This is a genomic window from Mycobacterium shimoidei (assembly GCF_900417275.1).
Classification (GTDB): domain Bacteria; phylum Actinomycetota; class Actinomycetes; order Mycobacteriales; family Mycobacteriaceae; genus Mycobacterium; species Mycobacterium shimoidei.
On sequence record NZ_UEGW01000001.1, the window covers coordinates 1,320,623 to 1,342,155 of the forward strand.

At 66.2% G+C, this 21,533-nt stretch carries 17 protein-coding genes, 2 tRNA genes and 1 pseudogene; 12 read left to right on the plus strand and 8 right to left on the minus strand.

All coding sequences use genetic code 11. From position 1 onward, the window contains the following. Nucleotides 1-154: 154 nt before the first annotated feature. From MSP7336_RS06305 to MSP7336_RS06315, 3 genes are read right to left on the minus strand one after another with little or no spacing between them, the layout of a single operon-like run. The gene (locus MSP7336_RS06305) at nt 155-676 is read right to left on the minus strand and encodes a hypothetical protein (RefSeq protein ID WP_113963307.1); all 522 of its coding nucleotides are present in this window, start codon (nt 674-676) and stop codon (nt 155-157) included. Further along, on the minus strand, nt 669-3,737 hold the full coding sequence (locus MSP7336_RS06310; protein WP_142706753.1) for an ATP-binding protein: 3,069 nt from the start codon (nt 3,735-3,737) through the stop codon (nt 669-671). The genes MSP7336_RS06305 and MSP7336_RS06310 overlap by 8 nt, the downstream gene beginning before the upstream one ends. Continuing rightward, on the minus strand, nt 3,734-4,312 hold the full coding sequence (locus MSP7336_RS06315) for a hypothetical protein (RefSeq protein ID WP_069397340.1): 579 nt from the start codon (nt 4,310-4,312) through the stop codon (nt 3,734-3,736). Before MSP7336_RS06315 ends, MSP7336_RS06310 begins: the two co-directional genes overlap by 4 nt. 305 nt (nt 4,313-4,617) lie before the next feature. On the opposite strand from MSP7336_RS06315, the gene MSP7336_RS06320 reads away from it, so the two are divergent. The 10 genes and pseudogenes from MSP7336_RS06320 to MSP7336_RS06365 all read left to right on the plus strand — a co-directional run bounded on the left by MSP7336_RS06320 (nt 4,618) and on the right by MSP7336_RS06365 (nt 16,808). Beyond that, the gene (locus tag MSP7336_RS06320; protein WP_113963309.1) at nt 4,618-5,808 is read left to right on the plus strand and encodes a DDE-type integrase/transposase/recombinase; all 1,191 of its coding nucleotides are present in this window, start codon (nt 4,618-4,620) and stop codon (nt 5,806-5,808) included. Between the two features lie 229 nt (nt 5,809-6,037). Further along, nucleotides 6,038-6,688, plus strand: a pseudogene (locus tag MSP7336_RS06325) (phosphoribosyltransferase); the annotation flags it as partial. Between the two features lie 10 nt (nt 6,689-6,698). Next, nucleotides 6,699-7,154: an archease gene (locus MSP7336_RS06330; protein WP_084226556.1), complete on the plus strand. Its 456-nt coding sequence runs from the start codon at nt 6,699-6,701 to the stop codon at nt 7,152-7,154. Then, a complete protein-coding gene (locus tag MSP7336_RS06335; protein ID WP_280524356.1) occupies nt 7,151-8,590 on the plus strand; it encodes an RtcB family protein in 1,440 nt (479 codons plus the stop codon). The genes MSP7336_RS06330 and MSP7336_RS06335 overlap by 4 nt, the downstream gene beginning before the upstream one ends. A 138-nt stretch (nt 8,591-8,728) precedes the next feature. After that, the gene (locus tag MSP7336_RS06340) at nt 8,729-11,311 is read left to right on the plus strand and encodes a cation-translocating P-type ATPase (RefSeq protein WP_113963312.1); all 2,583 of its coding nucleotides are present in this window, start codon (nt 8,729-8,731) and stop codon (nt 11,309-11,311) included. Between the two features lie 132 nt (nt 11,312-11,443). Beyond that, complete coding sequence (locus tag MSP7336_RS06345; protein ID WP_084226564.1) at nt 11,444-12,577, plus strand: glycosyltransferase family 4 protein; 1,134 nt, start codon at nt 11,444-11,446, stop codon at nt 12,575-12,577. Beyond that, on the plus strand, nt 12,574-14,676 hold the full coding sequence (locus tag MSP7336_RS06350) for an amylo-alpha-1,6-glucosidase (protein WP_113963313.1): 2,103 nt from the start codon (nt 12,574-12,576) through the stop codon (nt 14,674-14,676). Before MSP7336_RS06345 ends, MSP7336_RS06350 begins: the two co-directional genes overlap by 4 nt. Before the next feature lie 66 nt (nt 14,677-14,742). After that, on the plus strand, nt 14,743-15,180 hold the full coding sequence (locus tag MSP7336_RS06355) for an Hsp20/alpha crystallin family protein (RefSeq protein WP_069397345.1): 438 nt from the start codon (nt 14,743-14,745) through the stop codon (nt 15,178-15,180). Between the two features lie 82 nt (nt 15,181-15,262). Then, nucleotides 15,263-16,300, plus strand: coding sequence for an RNA 3'-terminal phosphate cyclase (gene rtcA, locus MSP7336_RS06360; RefSeq protein ID WP_113963314.1), 1,038 nt, complete (start codon nt 15,263-15,265; stop codon nt 16,298-16,300). Between the two features lie 172 nt (nt 16,301-16,472). Then, nucleotides 16,473-16,808 carry a hypothetical protein gene (locus tag MSP7336_RS06365; protein WP_244917428.1) on the plus strand — a complete coding sequence of 112 codons (336 nt, stop codon included), beginning with the start codon at nt 16,473-16,475 and terminating at the stop codon, nt 16,806-16,808. Here the strand turns inward: MSP7336_RS06365 and lipL are convergent. From lipL to hisC, 5 genes are all read right to left on the minus strand, one after another. Beyond that, complete coding sequence (gene lipL, locus MSP7336_RS06370) at nt 16,775-18,088, minus strand: esterase/beta-lactamase LipL (RefSeq protein WP_113963315.1); 1,314 nt, start codon at nt 18,086-18,088, stop codon at nt 16,775-16,777. The genes MSP7336_RS06365 and lipL overlap by 34 nt on opposite strands. A 101-nt stretch (nt 18,089-18,189) precedes the next feature. Further along, the gene (locus tag MSP7336_RS06375) at nt 18,190-18,663 is read right to left on the minus strand and encodes a pyridoxamine 5'-phosphate oxidase family protein (protein WP_069397347.1); all 474 of its coding nucleotides are present in this window, start codon (nt 18,661-18,663) and stop codon (nt 18,190-18,192) included. Then, nucleotides 18,660-19,457, minus strand: coding sequence for a sigma 54 modulation/S30EA ribosomal C-terminal domain-containing protein (locus tag MSP7336_RS06380; RefSeq protein ID WP_113963316.1), 798 nt, complete (start codon nt 19,455-19,457; stop codon nt 18,660-18,662). The genes MSP7336_RS06375 and MSP7336_RS06380 overlap by 4 nt, the downstream gene beginning before the upstream one ends. A 143-nt stretch (nt 19,458-19,600) precedes the next feature. Then, on the minus strand, nt 19,601-20,068 hold the full coding sequence (locus MSP7336_RS06385) for a DUF4334 domain-containing protein (protein WP_069397348.1): 468 nt from the start codon (nt 20,066-20,068) through the stop codon (nt 19,601-19,603). Next, nucleotides 20,065-21,132, minus strand: coding sequence for a histidinol-phosphate transaminase (gene hisC / locus MSP7336_RS06390; protein WP_069397349.1), 1,068 nt, complete (start codon nt 21,130-21,132; stop codon nt 20,065-20,067). The genes MSP7336_RS06385 and hisC overlap by 4 nt, the downstream gene beginning before the upstream one ends. Before the next feature lie 97 nt (nt 21,133-21,229). On the opposite strand from hisC, the gene MSP7336_RS06395 reads away from it, so the two are divergent. Both MSP7336_RS06395 and MSP7336_RS06400 read left to right on the plus strand, forming a co-directional pair. Next, a tRNA-Ser gene (locus MSP7336_RS06395) sits at nt 21,230-21,321 on the plus strand. A 75-nt stretch (nt 21,322-21,396) separates the two neighbouring features. Beyond that, nucleotides 21,397-21,469, plus strand: a tRNA-Arg gene (locus MSP7336_RS06400). The last annotated feature ends 64 nt before the right edge of the window (nt 21,470-21,533 follow it).

The window sequence follows — 21,533 nt, forward strand, 5'->3', positions numbered from 1 at the left end:
GACCACCGGTTTCCCCGGCACCGAAAACCATCCCATCCACCCCGCCATGGCGCGAGGGGTCGAAAGTCCTCAACAGCGCGCTCGAAGGTCACATCGGCCCGGCGGTAGCCGGGGCAGTTTCCCGGCGGTGCCGGACCTCACGCGTCGGCGCGGGTCAGATGCCCCACTTGTTGTCCGCGGAATAGGTCTTCGTCTGCTTTTCTTCGTGGGTCTTGTTGTTGTTCCTATCGCGAGTTTCGGTCTGGGTAGTCACCTTCCACGTCGTCTTGCCGTCCTTCTGAGTCGTCCTATCGGTGGTCGTGTTCGACGTTGTCGTGCTGCAGTCGGACTTGTCCTTCGTGACCGTTGTCTCGGTGTCTCTTTGGCGTTCGATTCCGCTCTTCTTGTCCGTCCAAGAGTCGGATGTCCTGGTGGTCGTCGTGTGCTTTGACCCGTCGTTCGTTGTCCTGGTTTCGGAACTCTTGGTGTGGATGTTGCCGGACTTGTCGGTTTCTTTCCACGGCCGTTTGTTGTCACCTGCGCCGGTGCGCTGGTCGCCGGTCTTCTTGTCGGTGTCGGCATCGCCTGGGCAGTTCCGGTAGGACCGGGAGAAGTCGCCGCGGTCGCGCGGGTTGCGCCGCTCCTGCTCCTGCCTTTCAGTCCTGCGGGTCCGATCCTTGGTGATGTTGTCAGCCATTGTCTTCTCCTTCTTTTTCGAGCTCGATTTCGAATTGCCGTTCGGTGAACAGAGCTGCCAGCGAACGCCGTTGAGCAGCGGGGTGGGCCCCCTTGGCGGCGCCGAGCATCTGCTGGGCGAAGCAGAGCCTCACGCGGTGCGCCGTATCGCGTACCTGCACCGCGTGCTCGTCCGGTACCTCATCCGATGGGAGTTCGACCAATTCAAAAGCCGCGTCACCGCACAGATTCCAGGTTGCGGGCAGGCCGTCGTTGCTGATGTCGTCGTTGCGTGCGGTGACCCATTCATCGTTGAACTGTCCGGAGGCCACGAGCTCGGCTACCGGAACCGCACACGCGCACGCGTCGGTGGGGTCGGTGGCCCATATCTGACCGCATGCGGGGAACGGACCGAAGCCTTCGCCGCGCAGCATCCGAAGTTGCCGGCGCAGTTCCTCGAGCGCCGGATCGCTGTCGTTTCCGTCCTGCGCTGCCCTCATCGCCCGACCGATCAGTTCGGCGACGTTGGCGGTGTCATCGAAGGTCCACCCGCTACGTGCACCCGCGGCATCGGCCCATTGCTCGGCGCCTCGGTGAATGACGCACCGTAGCAACACATCACGGTTGACATTGCGAGGCCGCAGCGGCTCGACCAGGCTCACCAGATCCGGCCAGGTCCGGCCCAGTCCGCCCGGGTTGTAGATGGCGGACAACACCGACCGACCGAATGCTCGCTTCACCGAGGGGGTTTCGACGATGTTCAAAGCGCGCGGGCAGGCCACCAATTCAGCGCACCCTGTGTTTGCGATGGCGCCGGTCATCCGGACTCGCACGTCGCTGTCGGTGGGCCAGGTACCCGTACCGCCCTTGCGGCGTTGGATGCGCAACAGCAGCGATGCGTCCTCGCCGTCGTTGAAGGCCACCGCCCAGCCGACCGGCAACGTCGCCAGGGCGAACTCCTGGCTTTTGGTCATCACCATGGCGTCGGCCACCACCTGGCGGTCGTCGCCGGCGACCAATCGATGTGCCAGTTTCAGGTTGGTGTTCTTCACTACGTCCGGTGCCAATTTGGTGGGGACCTGATCGACCACCAACACGCCTTGTCCGTAGGCCCGGATTTCCGACAGCAGGTTCGAGAATGTCTCTACCGCCTTGCCTTTCATATCGCCTTCGCCTTCCGAACCGCCGCCTTTGGGTGCGGTGTTGGCCAGCAGCCGATGCGCTTCCTCGATGATCAACAGATGGCGCAGCCCGTCATAATCGCCTTGGGCGCGCCGGTGTTCGATGAGCCGGATCATCACCAAACCCATCAGGAAGGCTTTGTCATCGTCATCGCCCATCCCTTCCAGCTCCAAAATGGTGGGCCGGCTCAACAACTCTGAGAAGTCCAGGGAATGGCGGGTGTCCAGCATCCGGCCCTTGCCACCGGTGCGCAGGCTGTTCAACCGGGTGCGCAACGCGGCACTGAGGTCGTTGGCGATCTTCTCGTCGTACCCGAGCTTGGGGACGGTGACCTCGACCTTGCGGACAAGTTCGGTCAGCGTGGGGAACGCCAGCGACCGGTCACGACACCCCCGCAGGCGCGGGTTGGTGTTGGTGGTGATGTCCCAGCCCCGATCGGCGTAGATCTCATGCAGGCAGGTCTCCAGCACCTGCGGCAGCGGGGTCCACATGCCGAAGCTCGCATTGAACACCGCCCGCAGCATGTCGAGGTGGACCGAAACGGGAATGCCGTCGGGCACCTCGAACGGGTTCAGTCGATACGGTGAGACCAGCTCGTCACCGAGCGTGAAAACGCTTATTGCGGAACCGATCTCAGGATCATTGAGTAAGGCCCGGTACTCGGTTTTGGCGGGCTCGACCACCAGAAACGGAATCTTACGGGCAGCAACTTCGCCGATGATCTGGAACACGGTATTGGTCTTGCCCGATCCAGTCACCCCGGAGATGAACCCGTGGCGGTTCAACCGGTTGGGATCGAAGGAATAGGTATGCCCGGTGACGATCCGCCGTTCGATGATGTGGCCGAGCGTGACGTCGCCGACATTGGGCGCGGCGGTGACGACGTCGAAGTCCGCGATGTCCTTGATGGCGAAGCCGTGTGTCTCCACCTGCGGCAACTGTAGATAGGTGGCCAGCTGAGCCGAGTTCAGCAGCGTCTGGTGCTGGAACGGGTGGCGGTAGTACCCCGGCGGGTTGTCGGCTGCCACCGGGTCCGGCAACGCCCAGGCCTCGGCCAGCGCTGGCGCATCAGCGCGGTCGAACACCCGCAGTGGTTCAGGTGTCGACTCGTTGCCGAAGTAGATCCCCCGCCACAGGCTGGCCACTTCGTCATATCCGGCGTGATCGCTCAGGATGTAAACGGCCGTCCGCCAGGTGCCTGCGCCCTGGCCGCTGTTGAGCGTTTCCAACTGCGCGGCAAGCATTTCCAGGTAACTCTCGGCCAGCGGGCTGGGCACACCGAAATCGACAGCATCAGTCTGCACTGCGCGCATCTCGTTGATCAGGCGCAGCCTCAGATCGCGCACCGGGGCGTCATCGATGGGTTGGGCCAACACCAGGGCGGACCAGTCGCGGCCAGACAATGCGCGAAGCAGTCGGTCCACCTGGCGGACACCCTCACCTGTGGTCGGGAGCTTGAACGTCGGGACTCCCATCACCAGTCCGCCTCGTGGCCACCGACCGGCGTGCGCCTCGACCGCGGTGATGTCGATCGAGGGATACAGCGAGCGCAACCCGGACTCCAACAGCTGGGTGTGGCGCGCCAACGCCGTGCCGTCGGAGGTGCCGGGAAGCCACGTGCCGAACTCGACACGCGCCGTACCACCGATGTGACCCACGCGGAATGCCAGCGGCACCCGCGAGGTGTGCATACCGACCAACAGGTCGTCGACACCCAGAATGTCATCGGCCTGGTGCGACGTCTTCTCGTGCTTGCCCAGTCGCCCGATCCCGCTGACATGCAGCATCGTTCGCGAGCCGGCCGGTGCTCTAGTGACCCGGGTCTGCTCCACCTGCGGTGGTTCGAAACCGACCCGCTGGATGTAGTCGAGGCTGGTGCCGCTGACGGTGGCGACCGTCATGGCGTACCGCACTGCGAAGCCGGCGGCTGCATTCCGGCGTCGACCATGTCCTGGCACCAGCTGCTTGTGGTGTCTCGTTCGTGCTTCTCGAAAATCGGAATGACGGCGAAGGTACCGATTAAGAAGATCACTATCGGGACGAGCAGCACGGCGGCGCCGATCATCACAAGCTTGAGCGGGCTGAATGGCTTCGGGGCCTTACTGGACGCCCCAGTGGTGAGATTTTCCACCCGCTGCGCGACGATGCTGCCGTCGTCCCATTGCCCGTGCACCCGGACCAGGTCGCCGTCATGAATCGCGAGATCCTTGCCGCCGAACGATCCGCCGGAGGAGGTGTACTGGACCGATACCATCCTGCGCCGGGTGCCATCGCGGTCGAATTGCTCGACTCGGAAGTGCACTATGGCCTGGTTGTTGATCGGCATTCCTTTGTCGACGTTGCGGACCCGGCCTTCGATGACAGCGTGGCCGACATTCCTGCCGACCAAGTTGCCGCGGTCCGGCCGGCGCTGGTGAGCGGCGGTGCTGCGGGCCGGATCGGGTGCCGGATTCCATGAGTAGGCGCTGCTAGCCATTGTTTTGCTCCGTTGGCGCTTTGAAGGTGTTGCTGGCCGGCGTTGGGCCCGCATCACGATGCTCAGCGCTTTCGCAAGGTCTGTCCTGAGTAGTCGACTACTGCATTTCAGGAGTCGTGAGTACTGGCCCGGCGCCCGAGAGGCTGTTCCCCGGGGGTGGAAGCCGATGCCACCACCCGCAAAACACTGGTTGAACTGCGCAGACACCGGCGGGGCAGTTGGCGGTGCGGAGGTGTGTGGTTTCAGGACATGCGAATAGCGTGTCGCAAGACATCGGAATAAGGTGAGCGCCCGACTGTCGGCGGGTGTCGAAGGCTCGTCTAGTCATCACTGCCGTTGTCGTTGAGGGCCGCAGCCAATCTGAGGTGGCCTTCGAGTATGGGGTCTCCCAGGGCTGGGTCAGCCGGCTGGTGGCCCGCTACCGTCTGGAGGGCGAGGCCGCATTCCAGCCGCGCTCACGCCGGCCGCACACCACCCCCACCCGGCTGGCGCAAGACACCATCGAGCTGATCATTGAGCTTCGGGAAAAGCTGGCGAGCAAAGGCCTCGACAATGGGCCGTACACGATCGCCTGGCATCTGCAACACCGCCATGGGTGCATCGTCTCGGCCGCCTCGATCTACCGGCATCTGCGCGCGGCCGGGCTGATCGCACCCCACCCGCACAAGCGGCCCAAGTCCTCTTACATCCGCTTTGCCGCTGAACAACCCAACGAACGCTGGCAAGCCGACTTCACCCACTGGTGGCTAGCCGACCACTCTCACGTGGAGATCCTCGACTGGCTCGACGACCATGCCCGCTACGTCCTCTCGCTGACCGCCCACCTGCGCATCACCGGACCCATCGTGCTCGACACATTCCGCAAAGCCTATGCAACTCATGGCATTCCAGCCTCAACCCTGACCGACAACGGCATGGTCTTCACCACCCGCCTTTCCGGCGGCAAAGGTGGCCGCAACGCATTCGAAAACGAGCTACACCGCCTGGGCGTCACCCAGATCAACTCCACCACCAACCACCCCACCACCTGCGGAAAAGTCGAACGCTGCCGCCAGACCCTCAAAAAATGGATCAACGGACAACCCCGCGCCCCCACCCTCGCCGAGCTACAAACCCAACTCGACACCTTCGCCGAGGAATACAACCACCGCCGCCCACACCGATCCCTGCCCCATCACGCCACCCCCGCCACCGCCTACACCGCCCGACCCAAAGCCAACCCAGCAACATCCATCGACACCCACAACCGGGTACGCACCGACCGCATCGACCAATTCGGAAAACTCACCCTGCGCCACGCCGGACGCCTACACCACATCGGCGTCGGACGAACCCACGCTCGCACCCGTGTACTCGTCCTCGTCCAAGACCTCAACATCCGCATCATCAACGCCACCACCGGCGAACTCCTCCGCCAGCTAACACTCGACCCCACCCGCGACTACCAACCCCGCGGCATGCCCAGCGGTCGACCAACAAAAAAGCCCAAACCCTAAACGAGGGTTCGGGCTATTCGTATGTCTTGAGACATCACAATGGCAGTGCGGAGGGATTTGAACCCTCGGACGGGGATTACCGAGCGTTGTGACCATCGAAGGCCTTGGTCCCGACGGCAATGGTCATATGGCCCTTCGCTACGCCGCCGATGCGCGACACACTGGGGTTATGACGCAGTCCCGTAACCGCGAGGATGCCTTACGGTGGCTGGCCCACCGATTGGCGTCGTTGCGCGATGACACGCGGCCGTTCGCGGATCGCGTCGATGCCGGGCGCCAGCTCACGGAGCGTCTGAAACCACTGCGCGGCCAGGACATCGTCGTGCTGGGCTTGCCGCGCGGCGGCGTCCCGGTGGCTTTCGAAGTCGCCACAACGCTGCGGGCACCGCTGGATGTCCTCTTGGTGCGCAAGCTCGGGGTGCCGTTCCATCCCGAGCTGGCCTTCGGCGCCATCGGAGAGGACGGCGCGCGGGTGATCAACGACGCCGTCGTGCGGGACGCCGGCCTGTCCGAGGAGGAGATGTCGGCGGTCGAAGCCGACCAGCGGGCCGAACTGCAGCGCCGCGCGGAGCGCTTCCGCAGCGGACGTGCGCCGATCCCGCTGGCGGGCCGCACCGCCCTGATCGTCGACGACGGCATCGCGACCGGCGCGACGGCCAAAGCAGCCTGTCAGGTCGCCCGCGCCCGCGGTGCCAGCCGGGTTGTGCTGGCGGTGCCGATCGCCGGTGCCGACATCGCCGAGAGATTCACCGGCTACGCCGACGAAATTGTGTGCCTACAAACGCCGCAGTTCTTCTTCGCCGTGGGTCAGGGCTATCGCAACTTCACTCAGACGTCCGACGACGAAGTCGTCGAGCTGCTGGATCGCGCCAACCAAAATCACCAGCAGGATGTGCCCGGCGTGTAGCGGGAGTCGAAAAGTCATGGTGCACAGCACATCAGGGCATCGAAGCGTGCCGCACACGGCTGATCTGCGGATCGAGGCGTGGGCGCCCACCCGTGATGGCTGCATCAAGCAAGCGGTGCTCGGCGCCGTCGAAAGCTTTGTGGACACCGCGGTAGCCGGCCCGACGCACACCCGCCGGTCCCGGCTCACGCAGGAGCGCGACGACGATCTGCTGGTCGCCGTGCTCGAGGAGGTCATCTACTTGTTGGACGTCGAGGGTGAAGCGCCCGTCGACCTCACCCTGCGCGACACTGGCAACAGCGTGGAGGTCATCTTCGAGATGGTCGACGCCAGCACCCTGCCCCAGGTGGGCGCGGTGCCAAAGGCGGTGTCCCTCAATGATCTCCGGCTGTCGCACGGTGATGCCGGCTGGCGATGCCTGGTGACGCTTGATGTGTGAGGGAGGCCGAGCGGATGAAGATCATCGAAGAAACGCCGTACCGATTCCGCATCGAGCAAGAAGGCGCCATGCGGGTGCCCGGGATCGTGTACGCGACGAAAGCGCTGCTGCCCGACGAACACGAGGACATGGCCCTGACTCAGGTCGCCAACGTGGCCACGCTGCCAGGAATCGTGCGCGCGTCGTTTGCGATGCCAGATGTTCACTGGGGCTACGGATTCCCGATCGGTGGCGTGGCGGCAACCGACGTCGATGACGGCGGGGTCGTGTCCCCCGGAGGGGTCGGCTTCGATATCTCCTGCGGGGTGCGGCTGCTGGTGGCTCGCGACCTCGACCGCGAGCAACTCCAGCCGTCGATCAGTGCGGTGATGGACCACCTGGACCACGCGATACCGCGCGGGGTGGGCACTAAGGGCGTGTGGCGGGTGCGCGACCGCGCGACCCTGGAGTGCGTGCTCTCCGGCGGCGCCCGGTATGCGGTGGAACAGGGTCACGGCGTTGCAGAAGACCTGGAGCGCTGCGAGGACGGCGGCGTGCTGGCGGGGGCCGACGCGACAGCGGTCAGCGAGCGGGCCATCGAACGGGGTCTGGGTCAGATCGGCAGCCTCGGCTCGGGCAACCACTTCCTGGAAGTCCAAACGGTGGACCGGGTTTACGACTCGGCGGTGGCCACGCGGATGGGCCTGGCCGAGGGCAGGGTGTGCGTGATGATCCACACCGGCTCGCGGGGGCTTGGCCATCAGATCTGCACCGATCATGTCCGCCAGATGGAGGCAGCGATGTCCCGCTACGGCATTACGGTGCCCGATCGGCAGCTGGCGTGCGTGCCCGTCGCGTCCCCGGAGGGCCAGGCATACCTGGGCGCGATGAATGCCGCGGCCAACTACGGTCGCGCGAACCGGCAGCTGCTCACCGAGGCCACCCGTCGGGTGTTCGAGGCGCACACGGCGACCACGTTGGATGTGCTGTACGACATTTCGCACAACCTCGCCAAGATCGAGCAGCATCACGTCGACGGCAAGACCCGAACCCTGTGTGTGCATCGCAAGGGCGCGACCCGGTCGCTGCCGCCCCATCACCCGGCGCTACCGGCCGACCTGGCCGAGGTAGGCCAGCCGGTGCTGATACCGGGAACCATGGGCACCGCCTCCTACGTGCTGGTGGGTGTCGGCGACAACCCGGCATTCTTTTCCACCGCGCACGGCGCCGGCCGGGTGCAAAGCCGCCATGCGGCCGCCCGCGGCACCAACGCCGACGTCCTTCGCAAAAGCCTCAAGGACCGCGGCATCCTGGTGCGCGGCACCTCGCGACGCGGCCTCGCCGAGGAAAAACCCGACGCCTACAAGGACGTCGATGAAGTGATCGAGACCAGCGACCGTGCCGGGCTGGCGCGTAAGGTCGCCCGGCTCGTGCCGCTGGGAGTGGTGAAAGGCTAAGGGAGCGCGGATGACCGCCGTCGAAGTGATCGCATTGTGTTCGGCGGCGGTCGTGATTGCCGCGATCTTGTGCGCTGTCGCAGTGGCTGTCGGGCTCTGGTGGACCCGACGCCATCCCACACGGCATGCCCGACGGTCATGAGCACGGCTGAGCGTGTGACCGAGCCGCGTGGGTTGACGTCGGCCGAGGCGTCGCGACGGCTGGCCGCCGAGGGGCCTAACACGCTGCCCGTGCGGCGCAAGGTGCCGGCTTGGCGGCTCCTGATCTCGGAGATGGTGCACTTTTTCGCCTTGCTGTTTTGGGTGACGGGTGGGCTGGCCTTCATCGCCGGCATGCCGCAGCTGGGCATTGCGGTGTTCGTGGTCATCGTGCTCAACGGGCTGTTCGCTTTCGCGCAGGAACAAAAGGCCGCGCACGCCGCCGAGCACCTGCGTGGCCTGCTGCCCCGGCAGGTCACCGTCGTGCGCGACGGGACCACGATTCAGGTGCCCGCCGAGGAGCTGGTAACCGGCGACCTCGTGCTGCTGGCCGAAGGCGACCGCATCTCAGCGGATTTGCGCCTCGACACCGTGCACGCGCTGGCGGTCGACACCTCGACACTGACCGGGGAGAGCGTGCCCGAGCACCCTGCGGCGGGCGATCAGCTCTACGCGGGATGCTTCATCGTAGAAGGCGAGGCCCAAGCAACGGTGGTCGCCACCGGGGCACGAACCCGGCTCGCGGACATCGCGAAACTCACTGCGTCACAACGACCCCCGCCGACCCCGCTGCGGCGCGAGCTGGACCGGGTGTCGCGCATCATCGCGGCCATCGCGATCGCCGTCGGTGTCGGGTTCTTCGCGATCGCGTTGCTCCTGGGCACACCCGCCGCCGACGGTTTCCTGTTCGCCGTCGGCGTCAGCGTGGCCGTCGTCCCCGAGGGCCTGCTGCCCACCGTCACTCTCTCGCTGGCCATGGGTGCCCAGCGGATGGCTGAACGTCACGCGCTGGTGCGGCACCTCGAGGCCGTGGAAACCCTTGGCTCAACGACGTTTATCTGTACCGACAAGACCGGGACACTCACCCGCAACGAGATGTCGGTGGTGGAGGTCTGGATGCCCGGCGGCACGGTCACCATCGCCGGCAACGGTTATGAACCCACCGGGGAGCTTACCTGCACGCCGCCGGCCTGCAGCGGCCCGCTGGCCGACCTCGCGCTGGCCGCGCGTCGTTGCTCTTCGGGCCAGGCGGTACGCAGACACGGGCGCTGGACTGCGCAGGGCGACCCGATGGAAGCCGCGCTTGACGCGTTCGCCCGCCGCGCCGGCGTCGACGTCGACGTCGAGATCCAGAGCCGTCCCGAACGAGCCCGGTTCCCGTTCGACGCGCGCCGGCGCCGGATGTCGGTCGTCGTCGGAAACCGGGTGCTGGTGAAGGGCGCACCCGACGCCATGCTGTCCCGCTGTGGCCCGCAACCCGGGGCGACGGACGCGCTGCGCCGGCTGGCCGGGCGCGGCCTGCGTGTCATCGCCGTCGCCACCCGGGAAGTCACCGGCGCGCTGCCCACGACGGCCGACGAGGCCGAAACCGACCTGAACTTGCTGGGACTGATCGCACTGGAGGACCCTCCACGCCCAGCAGCCGCGGCCGCGCTTGCCGCGTGCCGGCGGGCGGGCATCAGGGTCGCGATGATGACCGGAGACCATCCCGACACGGCCGGCGCGATCGCCCGTGAAGTCGGGCTCACCGGCAGCAGCGATCGGGTGTTCGTCGGGCATGAGCTGCCGGCCGACCAGGCCCGGCTGGGCGAGCTCTTGGATCGCGACGGCACCGTCGTGGCCAGGGTGACCCCCGAGGACAAACTGCGCATCGCCCAAGCTCTGCAAGCCCGCGGACACGTCGTCGCCATGACCGGCGACGGGGTCAACGACGCGCCGGCCCTGCAGGAGGCCGCAATCGGCGTCGCCATGGGCCGCTCCGGCACCGACGTCGCCCGCGAGGCCGCCGACCTTGTTCTGCTCGACGACGACTTTTCCACCATCGTCGCCGCCGTGGAGCAGGGCCGGTCGACGTTCGTCAACATCCGCCGCTTTCTCACCTACCACCTCACCGACAACGTCGCCGAACTCGCTCCGTTTGTCGTCTGGGCACTTTCGGGCGGGGCCTTCCCGTTGGCCATCGGCGTGCTGCAGGTGCTCGCCCTCGACATCGGAACAGACGTTCTGCCTTCGTTAGCCCTCGGTGCCGAACCACCTGCGAGCCACGTGCTCGACCGTCCACCGACTCGCGGACACCTGATCGACCGCAGGCTGTTCACCCGCGCGTTCGGCATTCTCGGCCCGGTCGAAGCGACGATCAGCCTTGCCGCCTTCGTGATCTCCTTCCTCGCCGCCGGCTGGTGGTTCGGTGATCCGTTCCCCGCCGGCGCGACGATGCTGGCCGCCTCCGGCGCCACCTTCACCGCGATCGTCTTCGGCCAGGTGGCCAACGCGTTCGCCTGCCGCAGCACCGTCCGGTTCGCCTGGCAGATCCCGTTGCGCGACAACCGGCTGCTGATCGGGGCCGTCCTCGCCGAGCTGGTGATGCTGGCCGCGTTCCTCTACATCCCGCCCCTCGCACACCTGCTCGGCCAGTCGCCGCCCAGCCTCATCGGCGTCCTCGCCGCCTTGCTCACCGCCCCCGCGGTGCTGGCCGCCGACACAGTCCACAAGCGAATTACCCGCGCACCGCGGTTGAGCTAAGGGACGTTGGGCCCTTTGGGTGGGAGCCGGTAGGCCCTACGGATTTCCGCACGATCCGACTAACTGTGGGGATGGTGGTTGGCGATTTCGGAGGACTTGGCGATGAAGCTCGATGAAACCGTGAATGCAGCAATGGGTTCGGCAACCAGCCGTCGGTTCCGCACCGGACTGGCCGACGGCGACGGTCATCCTCGGCGGCTGCGTGTCGTCTTGGTGGCACCGCCCTACTTTGAGGTTCCGCCCACCGCATACGGGGGTATCGAAGCGGTGGTCGCCGATCTGGCCGATGCGCTGGTGGCACACGGGCATCGGGTGACCCTGCTGGGCGCCGGCCGGCCGGGCACCGCCGCGCAGTTTCAGCCGTTGTGGGATCGCACCGTGCCCGAGCTGCTTGGGAAGCCGGTCCCCGAGGTCGTGCATGCGCTGCGGTCGCGACGCGCAGTCGAGAGGCTCGCCAAGACCGACGGGGTCGATATCGTCCACGATCACACCCTGGCCGGGCCGCTCAACGCGGCGGCCTATCGCGAGCTCGGGTTGCCGTTGGTGGTCACCGCGCACGGGCCCGCTCACGGTGACTTGTACGACTACTACCGCGGCCTCGGCAGCGACGTGCATCTGGTCGCTATCAGCGACCGTCAGCGCGTACTGGCGCCCGATTTGAATTGGGTGGGCCGCGTCCACAACGCGCTGCGCATCGACGATTGGCCATTTCAGGCCGAAAAGCAGGACTATGCCCTGTTTTTGGGCCGCTTTGTTGCCGACAAGGCACCCCATCTGGCCGTGCAGGCCGCCCATCAGGCCGGGGTCCCGCTGGTTCTTGCCGGCAAGTGCGACGAGCCTGCCGAGAAGGCCTACTTCCGCGAGATGGTCCAGCCCCTGCTGGGGGAAAGTGACTCGCTGTTCGGTCAAGCCGATGCGGTCGCCAAACGCCGCCTGTTGTGTGACGCCCGTTGCCTGGTGTTTCCCGTGCAGTGGGAAGAACCGTTCGGCATGGTGATGATCGAGGCGATGGCCTGCGGGACGCCGGTTGTCGCGCTGCGCCGCGGCGCAGTCCCCGAGGTCGTCGTCGACGGTGTCACCGGGTTCATCTGCGATGATCCACGCGAGCTGCCCGATGCGATCCGGCAGGCATCGCAGCTCGATCCGGAGGCCTGTCGCCGACACGTCCAGGCCCACTTCGGTATCGAGCAACTCGCCGACGGCTACGAGCACATCTACCGCCAAGCGCTCCGCGTCGATCGCCAGGTCATGGAGATGAGCGCATGACTGCGCCTGCGGGCTCAGTCACCCTCGTGGAGGGCTCGACGTTTTGTCTGTCCAACACCCACGGCGACATTGTTCCGGGAACCGCGCACGGGTTGTTCGTCCGCAATACCCGATTCTTGTCGCGCTACGAGCTCCTGCTGGACGGTCAGACGCCCGAGGCGCTGTCCGTGCAGACCCCGGAAGCCTTTGCGGCACAGTTCGTCTTGCGCAGAGCACCGCGGGCAGGCTTCGCCGATACCGGCCTGCTGCTGGTGCGGGAACGAGTCATCGGCGGGGGCCTGCGCGAAACCATCACGCTGGAGAACCTCACCGACGAGACCACTGTGGTCTCGCTCGAGGTTCACGTCGACGCCGATTTCGCCGACCTGTACGCGGTCAAAGAGGGCCGCGCACCATTGCACGGCGCGGAACCCACCGTGTTCGGAACCGAACTGGTGCTCACCGATCTGGCAGATCCCCTGCGCACATTGCCGGTGATCGCATCCGCAGACCCCACCGTGATACCCAAAGTGCTGTCGTGGCAGATCGTGCTGCCCGGCCATGAGCGCTGGCAGGCCGAGATCCTCGCGCAGCCCGGCCAGACCCACGCGCCGCCACCGGCGCGTCGCAGTCGGACCGGCGAAACCGCCTCGCCTGCACGCAAACTCGGTGCATGGCGTGACACCGCGACCGACCTGAGCGCCGATGATCCGGTACTCGCCCAGGTGTTGCGGCGGACCGAAAGCGATCTGGGCGCGTTGCTGATCCGCGACGACGACGCCGGGGCCGGCCCGTTCGTCGCGGCCGGGGCACCCTGGTTCATGACGCTGTTCGGCCGCGACAGCCTGCTGACCGCGTGGATGGCGCTACCGCTCGATGTCGGCCTGGCGATCGGCACGCTGCGGCGGCTCGCTCGGCTGCAGGGCCGCCACGTCGATCCCATGACCGAGGAGCAACCCGGCCGGATCCTGCATGAACTGCGTCGCGGCTCGGGCACCGACGACACCCGAGGTGGCGTCGCGTGCTACGGCTCGGTCGATGCCACGCCGCTGTTTGTCATGCTGCTGGCCGAGGCCTGGCGGTGGGGAGCCGACGAAGCCGCGGTGCGGGCGCTTCTTCCCGCCGCAGACGCCGCGCTGGCCTGGGCCGAGAAGTACGGCGACCGCGACGGCGACTGCTTCATCGAGTACCAGCGGGCGACCACCTGCGGCCCGATCCATCAGGGCTGGAAGGACAGCGACGACGCGATCAACGACGCCGAGGGACACCCGGCCGAACCGCCGATCGCGCTGTGCGAGGTGCAGGGCTACCACTATGCGGCGCTGCTGGGGCGCGCCGAACTGGCCGAGGCCTTCGGCGATCCGGCGGCGGCCAGCCGCCTGCGCGATCAGGCCGACACCCTGCGCGGCAAGTTCTTGGAGGAGTTCTGGCTTCCTGAAAAGGGTTGGTACGCCGTCGCTCTGGATGGCGGTAAACGTCGTGTCGACGCGTTGACCAGCAACGTCGCGCATTGCTTGTGGACCGGTATCGCCACCGACCAGCACGCCGCCGACATCGTCGAGCGGCTTTCCGGCGAGCAGATGGATTCCGGGTTCGGGTTGCGCACCCTGGCCACCACGATGGGCGCCTACAACCCGATGAGCTACCACAACGGCTCGGTCTGGCCGCACGACACCGCGATCGCGGTCGCCGGCCTGCTGCGCTACCGGCACGTGCCGGGCGCTGTCGAGCTCGCCGAGCGGCTCGCAAGCGGTCTGCTCGACGCGGCCGACGCGTTCGACGGGCGGCTGCCCGAATTGTTCTGCGGCTTTTCCCGATCGCGGTTTGTCCGACCGGTGCCCTATCCCACCGCGTGCGCGCCCCAGGGCTGGGCCAGCGCCGCGCCCCTGCTGCTCGTGCGGTCGTTTCTGGGCCTGGAGCCGCATACGCCGAAGCGGACACTGACCGTGATCCCGCGCTTGCCGCAACGGTGGGGGAAACTCGCGCTCACCGAACTGCGGCTCGGCCCGGCGACCGTGCACATCGAGGCCCAAGGGACGGCGGTGACTTCCCGCGGGCTGCCCGACGATTGGCGACTCGTCACGTCTGCGCGGAATGGGACTTCGGCCTCTACCTGTTGATCATCAAAAAGCGAAGGATGGAAACGGTAACTCCCACAACGACAACCCGATATCAAGGAGGATCTCATGTCGACTCTCGCTCGTCGCAGGCAGCCGGGGTCCTGGCTGCCGGATTGGTCTGACATGTTTACCGGCTTTCCGTCATGGGCGGCAAGCCTGCGTCCGCTGTTCGACACCCACATGATCCGGATCGAAGACGAATTGGCCGACGGCCACTACCTGCTGCGGGCCGAGCTTCCCGGCATCGATCCGGACAAGGATGTCGACATCACGGTGAGCAACGGCCAGTTGACGATCAAGGCCGAACGCACCGAAAAGAAGGAAAACAAGGGCCGCTCGGAATTCTCCTACGGCTCGTTCCTCCGGTCGGTCACCTTGCCGGCGGGCGCCAATGAGGAAGACATCAAGGCCACCTACGACAAGGGCATCTTGACCGTGGACGTCGCCGTTCCCGAACGGGCTGCCCCGGCCGAGAAGCATGTTCCGGTGCAAGCCGCGAGCTGAGCCTGTTTCCCTGCGGCCCCGGAGATGGATCCCAGCCGACTCCGGGGCCGCTCCATGAGCCGAACGGTAGACAGGGTCGCCAGTGATCACCATTGACGGCGCGCAGATGTCCGGCAGCGGCACCATCGTCCGCTACGCGGTGGCGTTGGCGGCGCTGCGCGGCGAGCCGGTCCGCGTCGTCAACGCTCGGCAGAAACGCCCCCAACCCGGGCTGCGACCCCAACACATGACGAACGTGCAGGCCTGTGCGCAGCTGTGCGGAGCGACGGTCGATGGGGTCGAAGTCGGTAGCCGCGCATTCGATTTCATCCCCGGACCGGATATCCGCGGCGGGAGCTTCGAATGGGACATCGGCACTTCGGGCTCGGCCACCATGCTGGCGTTGGGAGTGCTGCCGGTGGCATGCTTCGCCGCTGCGCCGGTACGCGCGCGCATCACAGGCGGATTGATTCAAGACTTCGCCCCGTCACCGTTTCACATGCAACATGTGCTCGCCCCGCTGCTCAAATCGATGGGGGTGGACGTGTCGCTCGACGTCATCCGGCCCGGGTACCTGCCGGCAGGCGGCGGCATCATCGAACTGACCGTCTCACCCAGGCGTACTGGACTCGACGCGCTGGAACTCAACGCCCCCGGTCAGATTCGCGACGTTCACGGCGTCGCATTGTCCAGCCACCTGGCGGACCGACAAGTGAGCCGGCGCATGGCATCGGCATGTGAGGCGCAGATCCAAGCCGGGGGGATGACCTGCGCCATCGACCGCGTCGAGGATGTCACCGCGGCCAATCCCGGCGCGTGCCTGGCGATATGGGCGACCAGCAGCACCGGGAGCCGACTCGGTGCCGACCGGGCCGCAACGTATCGCCGATCGTCGGAACAGATCGGCCGCTACGTCGCGGCGACGTTCCTCGAAGACGTGCGCAGTGCGGCGACGGTGGATCGTCACCTGGCCGATCAACTCGTACTGTTCTGCGCGCTGGCCCACGGCAGTTCGAGCTACATCGTGCCGCGCACCAGTGCTCACCTCGAGACAAACCTGTGGCTCGTCGACCAATTCGGCGCGCAGGTGGCCAGCGACGGCAAAAGTGTGCAGATTCAAGGAGTTGGGCTGATCCGGTGAACCGATCGCACCGCCCCCAGAAGGAGCATCGTGATCAATCGTCTGGTGCAGCCGCTGAAAGCACATCGCGGCGCAAGCCGGCAGCTGAGACGAGTTCATCGCACGGGTATCGGATCACCTGGCCGAAGCGCGGCAGGGCCCGAAGTCGCTGCCGTTCGGGACGTTGGTCGCCTTGTGGGGACTTCTGGCACAGATGAACGGGACCTGCGACTCCGGGCATGCGGCCATCGGGGCGGTAGCGTCAAGACCCGGATTCGCCGCCGATGTAGAGGACCGCTTCCCGACCATGAAAATGTGGATACAGGTTCAAGATCGCAACGAGGATGACGAGTATCCAGACGATGCCGCCTATGAAATTCTCACGGGCGGCGTGCTAAAGATCGTCAGTGGCAATGACATTCATCTCTACAGTCCGGCGTACTGGCAAGAAGTCACGATTGATACTCGCTCGGCGGAGCAACGTGACAGACACGCTCAGCAACTGGATGAGGATCTGCGGTGGCAATGAGGGTCGATCCGGTGGCGGCCGTCGGCGGGCTGGGGATAGGGCGCTCCGAGGTCGGGCACGATGTGAAAGCCGTACCTTTGGGCCGCGGCGACGCCGCGTCGCAGCAGTGCGCCCAATCCGATGAACGTGGCTTGGTCGAAGACCATCGGAGTCAGCAACCGGTTGTGCACGAAGCCGAACGCCATTCCGCTGGACGGGTCGGCCCAGCCGATCGATCCGCCCATGCCGGCGTGGCCGAATCCCGGCAGCACGCCGGGCAGAGGTACCGCGTGATATCCCATGTGCCAGGCCAGGGGTAGGAAGAGGTTGCGGTCGGGCCTCAGGCTGGGCTTGCCGGTCAGCCTGCTGACCAGTTCGGGCGACAGGAACTGGGTTTTGTCGATTCGGCCACCGTTGGCGATCGCACCGTAGAGCCGCGCCAGTGCGCGTGCGGTGCACACCCCGTTAGCGGCCGGTACCTCGCCGTCGAGCATTGGGATGTCGCCTTGGACATAGGCTTTCATGCCGGGGAAGTACATTGCGCCGAACGCAGCCGAGAAGGGCAACTTCGCGAGCTTCGGTGCTGCGAAGTTGAACAGCGGGTTTGCCTTGCTGCTCTGCGGGGCGATGATGTGCGCCGTCTGGGTCGGTGATTCAGCTGGTGGTCGGCCCAGATGCAGACCGTCGGTGTTCAGCGGCTGGGCCAGCTCTACGCGGATCAGCTCACGCATTCCCTTGCCGGTCACTGCGCGTGCCAGACCGGACATCAACCACCCGTAGGTGAGGGCATGGTAGGCGGGCTTACCCAGCAACCGCCCCGCCGGCGCTGCTGCCAGCCGGGCCTCCATGAGCTGGTGGTCCATCAAATCGGCGGCGGTGGCGCCGTCGAGATGTGACAGGCCGGCGCGGTGGCGCATGACGTCGCCAATGGTGATGGCGGACTTGCCGTTTGCGCCGAACTCCGGCCAGTATTCGGCGACGGGCGCGTCGTAGGCCAGCAATCCGCGGTCGACAAGCCGGTGGATGACGGTGGAGGTAAGGCCTTTGGTCGCCGAAAACACCGTGGCGCCGGTGTCGGCGGACCACGGCACACTGCCATCGCGATCGGCCCACCCGGTCCACACATCGACAACCGGCCAACCATCCAGGTATACCGAGAGCGAGCCGCCGCCGAGTCGGCGGCTCGGGAACAATCCGGCAAAGCAGCGGATGGCGCAGGCGAAGCTGGGATCAGCCGCACCGTACACGCCGTCCGGTAGCCAGCTACCCCGGTGTTCGTGTATCACATACGCAGAGTCCATCGCCGGAGCCGCTGCGCACGACGGCCGGACGGCCCCGCGGACTCGTCGTAAGTCATTGCTAGAAAAGGTCAGAAGTCGCTAGTCGAAGAGCACCACTTGTGCTAGCCGGTGACGGCGGTTTGCTGTGCGCTGCCGTCAACGATGCGGATGCCCGTGACGATTTCGGGGTCGATCGCGATCACGGTGTCCATCGCCATGTTCACCCACGGCTGCAGCAGTTGTTCGTAGCGCGCGATCCGATCGGGGTCTGTGATCGGGGTGGCCAGCCCGGTGACAACGACGCTCCAGCCGGTTCGCCGCTGCGGGTCGAGGTCGTCCGCCTCGTAGGCCACCACCACGCCCGAATCGGGGCTTGATCGCAGCGTGGTGGACAATGTGGCGCTCACCCGCGTACGCAGGATCACCTGACCGGAATCGACGAGGTGGTTGACCGGGCGGATCGCGGGCAGCGCATCGCGGGTGAAGACCACCCGCCCGTAGGAGACGCTGGCCAGCAATCGCATCGCCTCGACGCGGTCGAGCTCGACGGTCTGATGCGGCGCCCTCGCGTCGGTGCTTTCGGGGCTGTTGGTCACGATGCACCCTCCTCATCGGAGTCGTCGATCGAGGTGATCAATCCGAGGTTGCCGGCGTAGCGCGGATACAGCAGCCGGCCGCGGCCGCTGTCTGGGTGGGTGAAAAACGCGAACCGCAAGTGGTGCGCACACATCCGGTGCATCGCGGCAGCCTCCGTGAGCGTGGGTGTCGGGCGCGAATTCACAATCAGCGGCACCGGTGGGCGTGTTGTGGGCGCCGACCACGACCAGCCCGGCGGATACATGTGCAGCTGACGGGCCAGCCGCAGCCCCGACGGGCCGCCGCGATACACAACGGCGTCCTCGCCGGTTTCGATATCGGTGAACAGGTGCACGTCGTAATCCATCGCATCCATCACAGCCACCGCCTCCAACGGTGTCATCCGCCGCAGCGCATAGCCTTTACGGCGGGCGATCACCTCCTCGCCGGTCGCCCAGAGAATCCGGCGAGTCCGATCGGGCCAGGGCCGAGGCCGCCACGGTGACCATACCCGCACGATCTGGCGATCTAGTCGCATCAACGCCGTCGGCAAGTCATCGCGACCCGCCGTGACCGCCTGCACCCGCACGGGGGTGTCCCGCACCCGCAGGTTGACCTGCACCAGCATCGGCCCATCCGGGCAATTCGCCGTGGTCAGCCGCACCCGCGCACCACCGGTGATGCCGCGATGCGCTAACACACGGCCCACCGCACGCGCCGCCCGATCGGCCTCCCAGGCCGGAACCCGGCCACGGGAAAACACCTCGACATCGGGGAATTCGCGTGCCGACACGGGCTCGGGCGTGTAGACCACAAGCCCACCCCGCTCTCCAGTTGTTGTACCCGACCCACACCAGAACCGAAGCCTCGCGGGCGGCCCACACCGTGGGCTAGGGCCGAAAGTCCCTACGGCGAACGCGAGTTTGGCGAGTTTGGCGCGGGCGTGCGTGGAGGTGCCTAAACCCGCTCGAGGTAGAAGTAGAAGTAGCGACCGTCAACAACGACGCCTTTGCCGTTCATGATGCCCATCACGGCGGTGTCGTCGATCTTCTTGAAGTGGTCGTGCACCGGCTGGCCGTCGTAAACCATGGTCGCCGTCACCTCGCCGCGGAACTCCTCCAGCCACAGGCTGGCTTCGCCCTTGCCCATCTCGACGTTGGAGAAGCGGTTGCCGTCGTCGTCGAGGCACACCAGCGGCTGCACGTCGGTGGCCGACTTGAAGGTCTTGCCGAACCAGCGGGCTTTTTCCAGCTGACCATTCATCCGGTGGCCGGTGACGAATTCGCCGCCCTTCCACTCGCCGAGCATGTCGTCGATGCTCGCCGGCGGCAGACTCGCCCAGTAGTCGTCGAGTTCGGCGTCGCTGATCGGGCCGGTGCGCTCCTTGAACTCGGTGAACTTCTTGCGGGCCAAGCTCTCGCTCATGAATCACTCCTTTTCAGCCAGCCCTGCGCGAACTTCAACAAGGCGTCGTTCTCCTCGGGCGCACCGATCGTGATTCGCACACCGTCGTTGCCGAAAGGCCGCAGCACGATCCTGGCCTGCGCGGCCTGCTCCACGAAATCCGTGCTGCGCTCGCCCAACGGCAGCCAGATGAAGTTGGCCTGTGATGGCGGCAGCGTGAAACCGGCGTCGCGCAGCGCGGCAGAAACCCGCGCTCGCTCGGCAACCACCGCGTCGGTGCGGGCCATCAGTTCGTCGGCGGCGTCCAGCGAGGCGATCGCCGCCGCTTGCGAGACGTTGGTCGTGGTGAACGGCACCGCGACCTTGTCCAGGGCGGCGATCACGTCCCGGTCGCCGACCGCATACCCCACCCGCAACCCGGCCAGCCCGTAGGCCTTCGAAAATGTACGCAGGACAACCACATTGGGATAAGACCGGACCAGCCCCAGGCTGTCGGGCAGCATGCCGTCGCGGATGTATTCGACGTAGGCCTCGTCGATGGCGATCAGGACGTCGGAGGGCACCGCCTCGACGAACCGGGCCAGCGCATCAGGTTCGACGACCGTCGACGTCGGGTTGTTCGGATTGCAGACGAAGATCAGCCGGGTCCGGTCGGTGACGGCGGCGAGCATGGCGTACAGGTCGTAGGTGTCGTCACACAGCGGGACCTCGACGGGGTTCGCGCCGGCGACCCGCACCTGCAGTGGATACATCCCGAAGCTGCGCCACCCGTAGAGCACCTCGTCGCCGACCGACGCGGTGGCCTGGACCAGCCGTTGGCACAGCGTCACCGAACCGCAGCCGACGGCGATGTGCTCGAGGGCGAAGCCGCAGTCCAGGTGCTGCGCCAGCCGCGACCGAAGCTCGACGTTGTGGTTGTCGGGGTAGCGGTTGACCTCGTCGACGGCCTCGGCGATGGCCGCCCGCACGCTGGGCAGCGGCCCATGCACGGTCTCGTTGCTGGCCAGCTTGATCGTGCCCGGGATCGTTTTACCCTCGACATAGGGGGCCACCTCGGCCAGATCGGGGCGGAGGCGGGCGGTCATTTCGACAGCATATGAAACGACTGTGTACGCTGTGCTCCGCGGCGGTTCCGTGACCCGCCCGGAGGTCGGGGCAGGTCCGGTACCCTCAGAAATCCAAGGAGGCGTGCCAGAGCGGCCGAATGGGACTCACTGCTAATGAGTTGTCCCCTTTACCGGGGACCGGAGGTTCAAATCCTCTCGCCTCCGCCACGTGGCGATCGCAAGCGCGGCGAAGCCGGGCGCAGCGGGTCGCCGCCGGATGATATAGACCACAACTGAACACAAGCGCCCGTAGCTCAACGGATAGAGCATCTGACTACGGATCAGAAGGTTGGGAGTTCGAATCTCTTCGGGCGCGCCGCTACCAGTGTGTTACCTCGGGTGATACTTGACTTTGCGTCTTCGGCTGATGCCTGACAGTG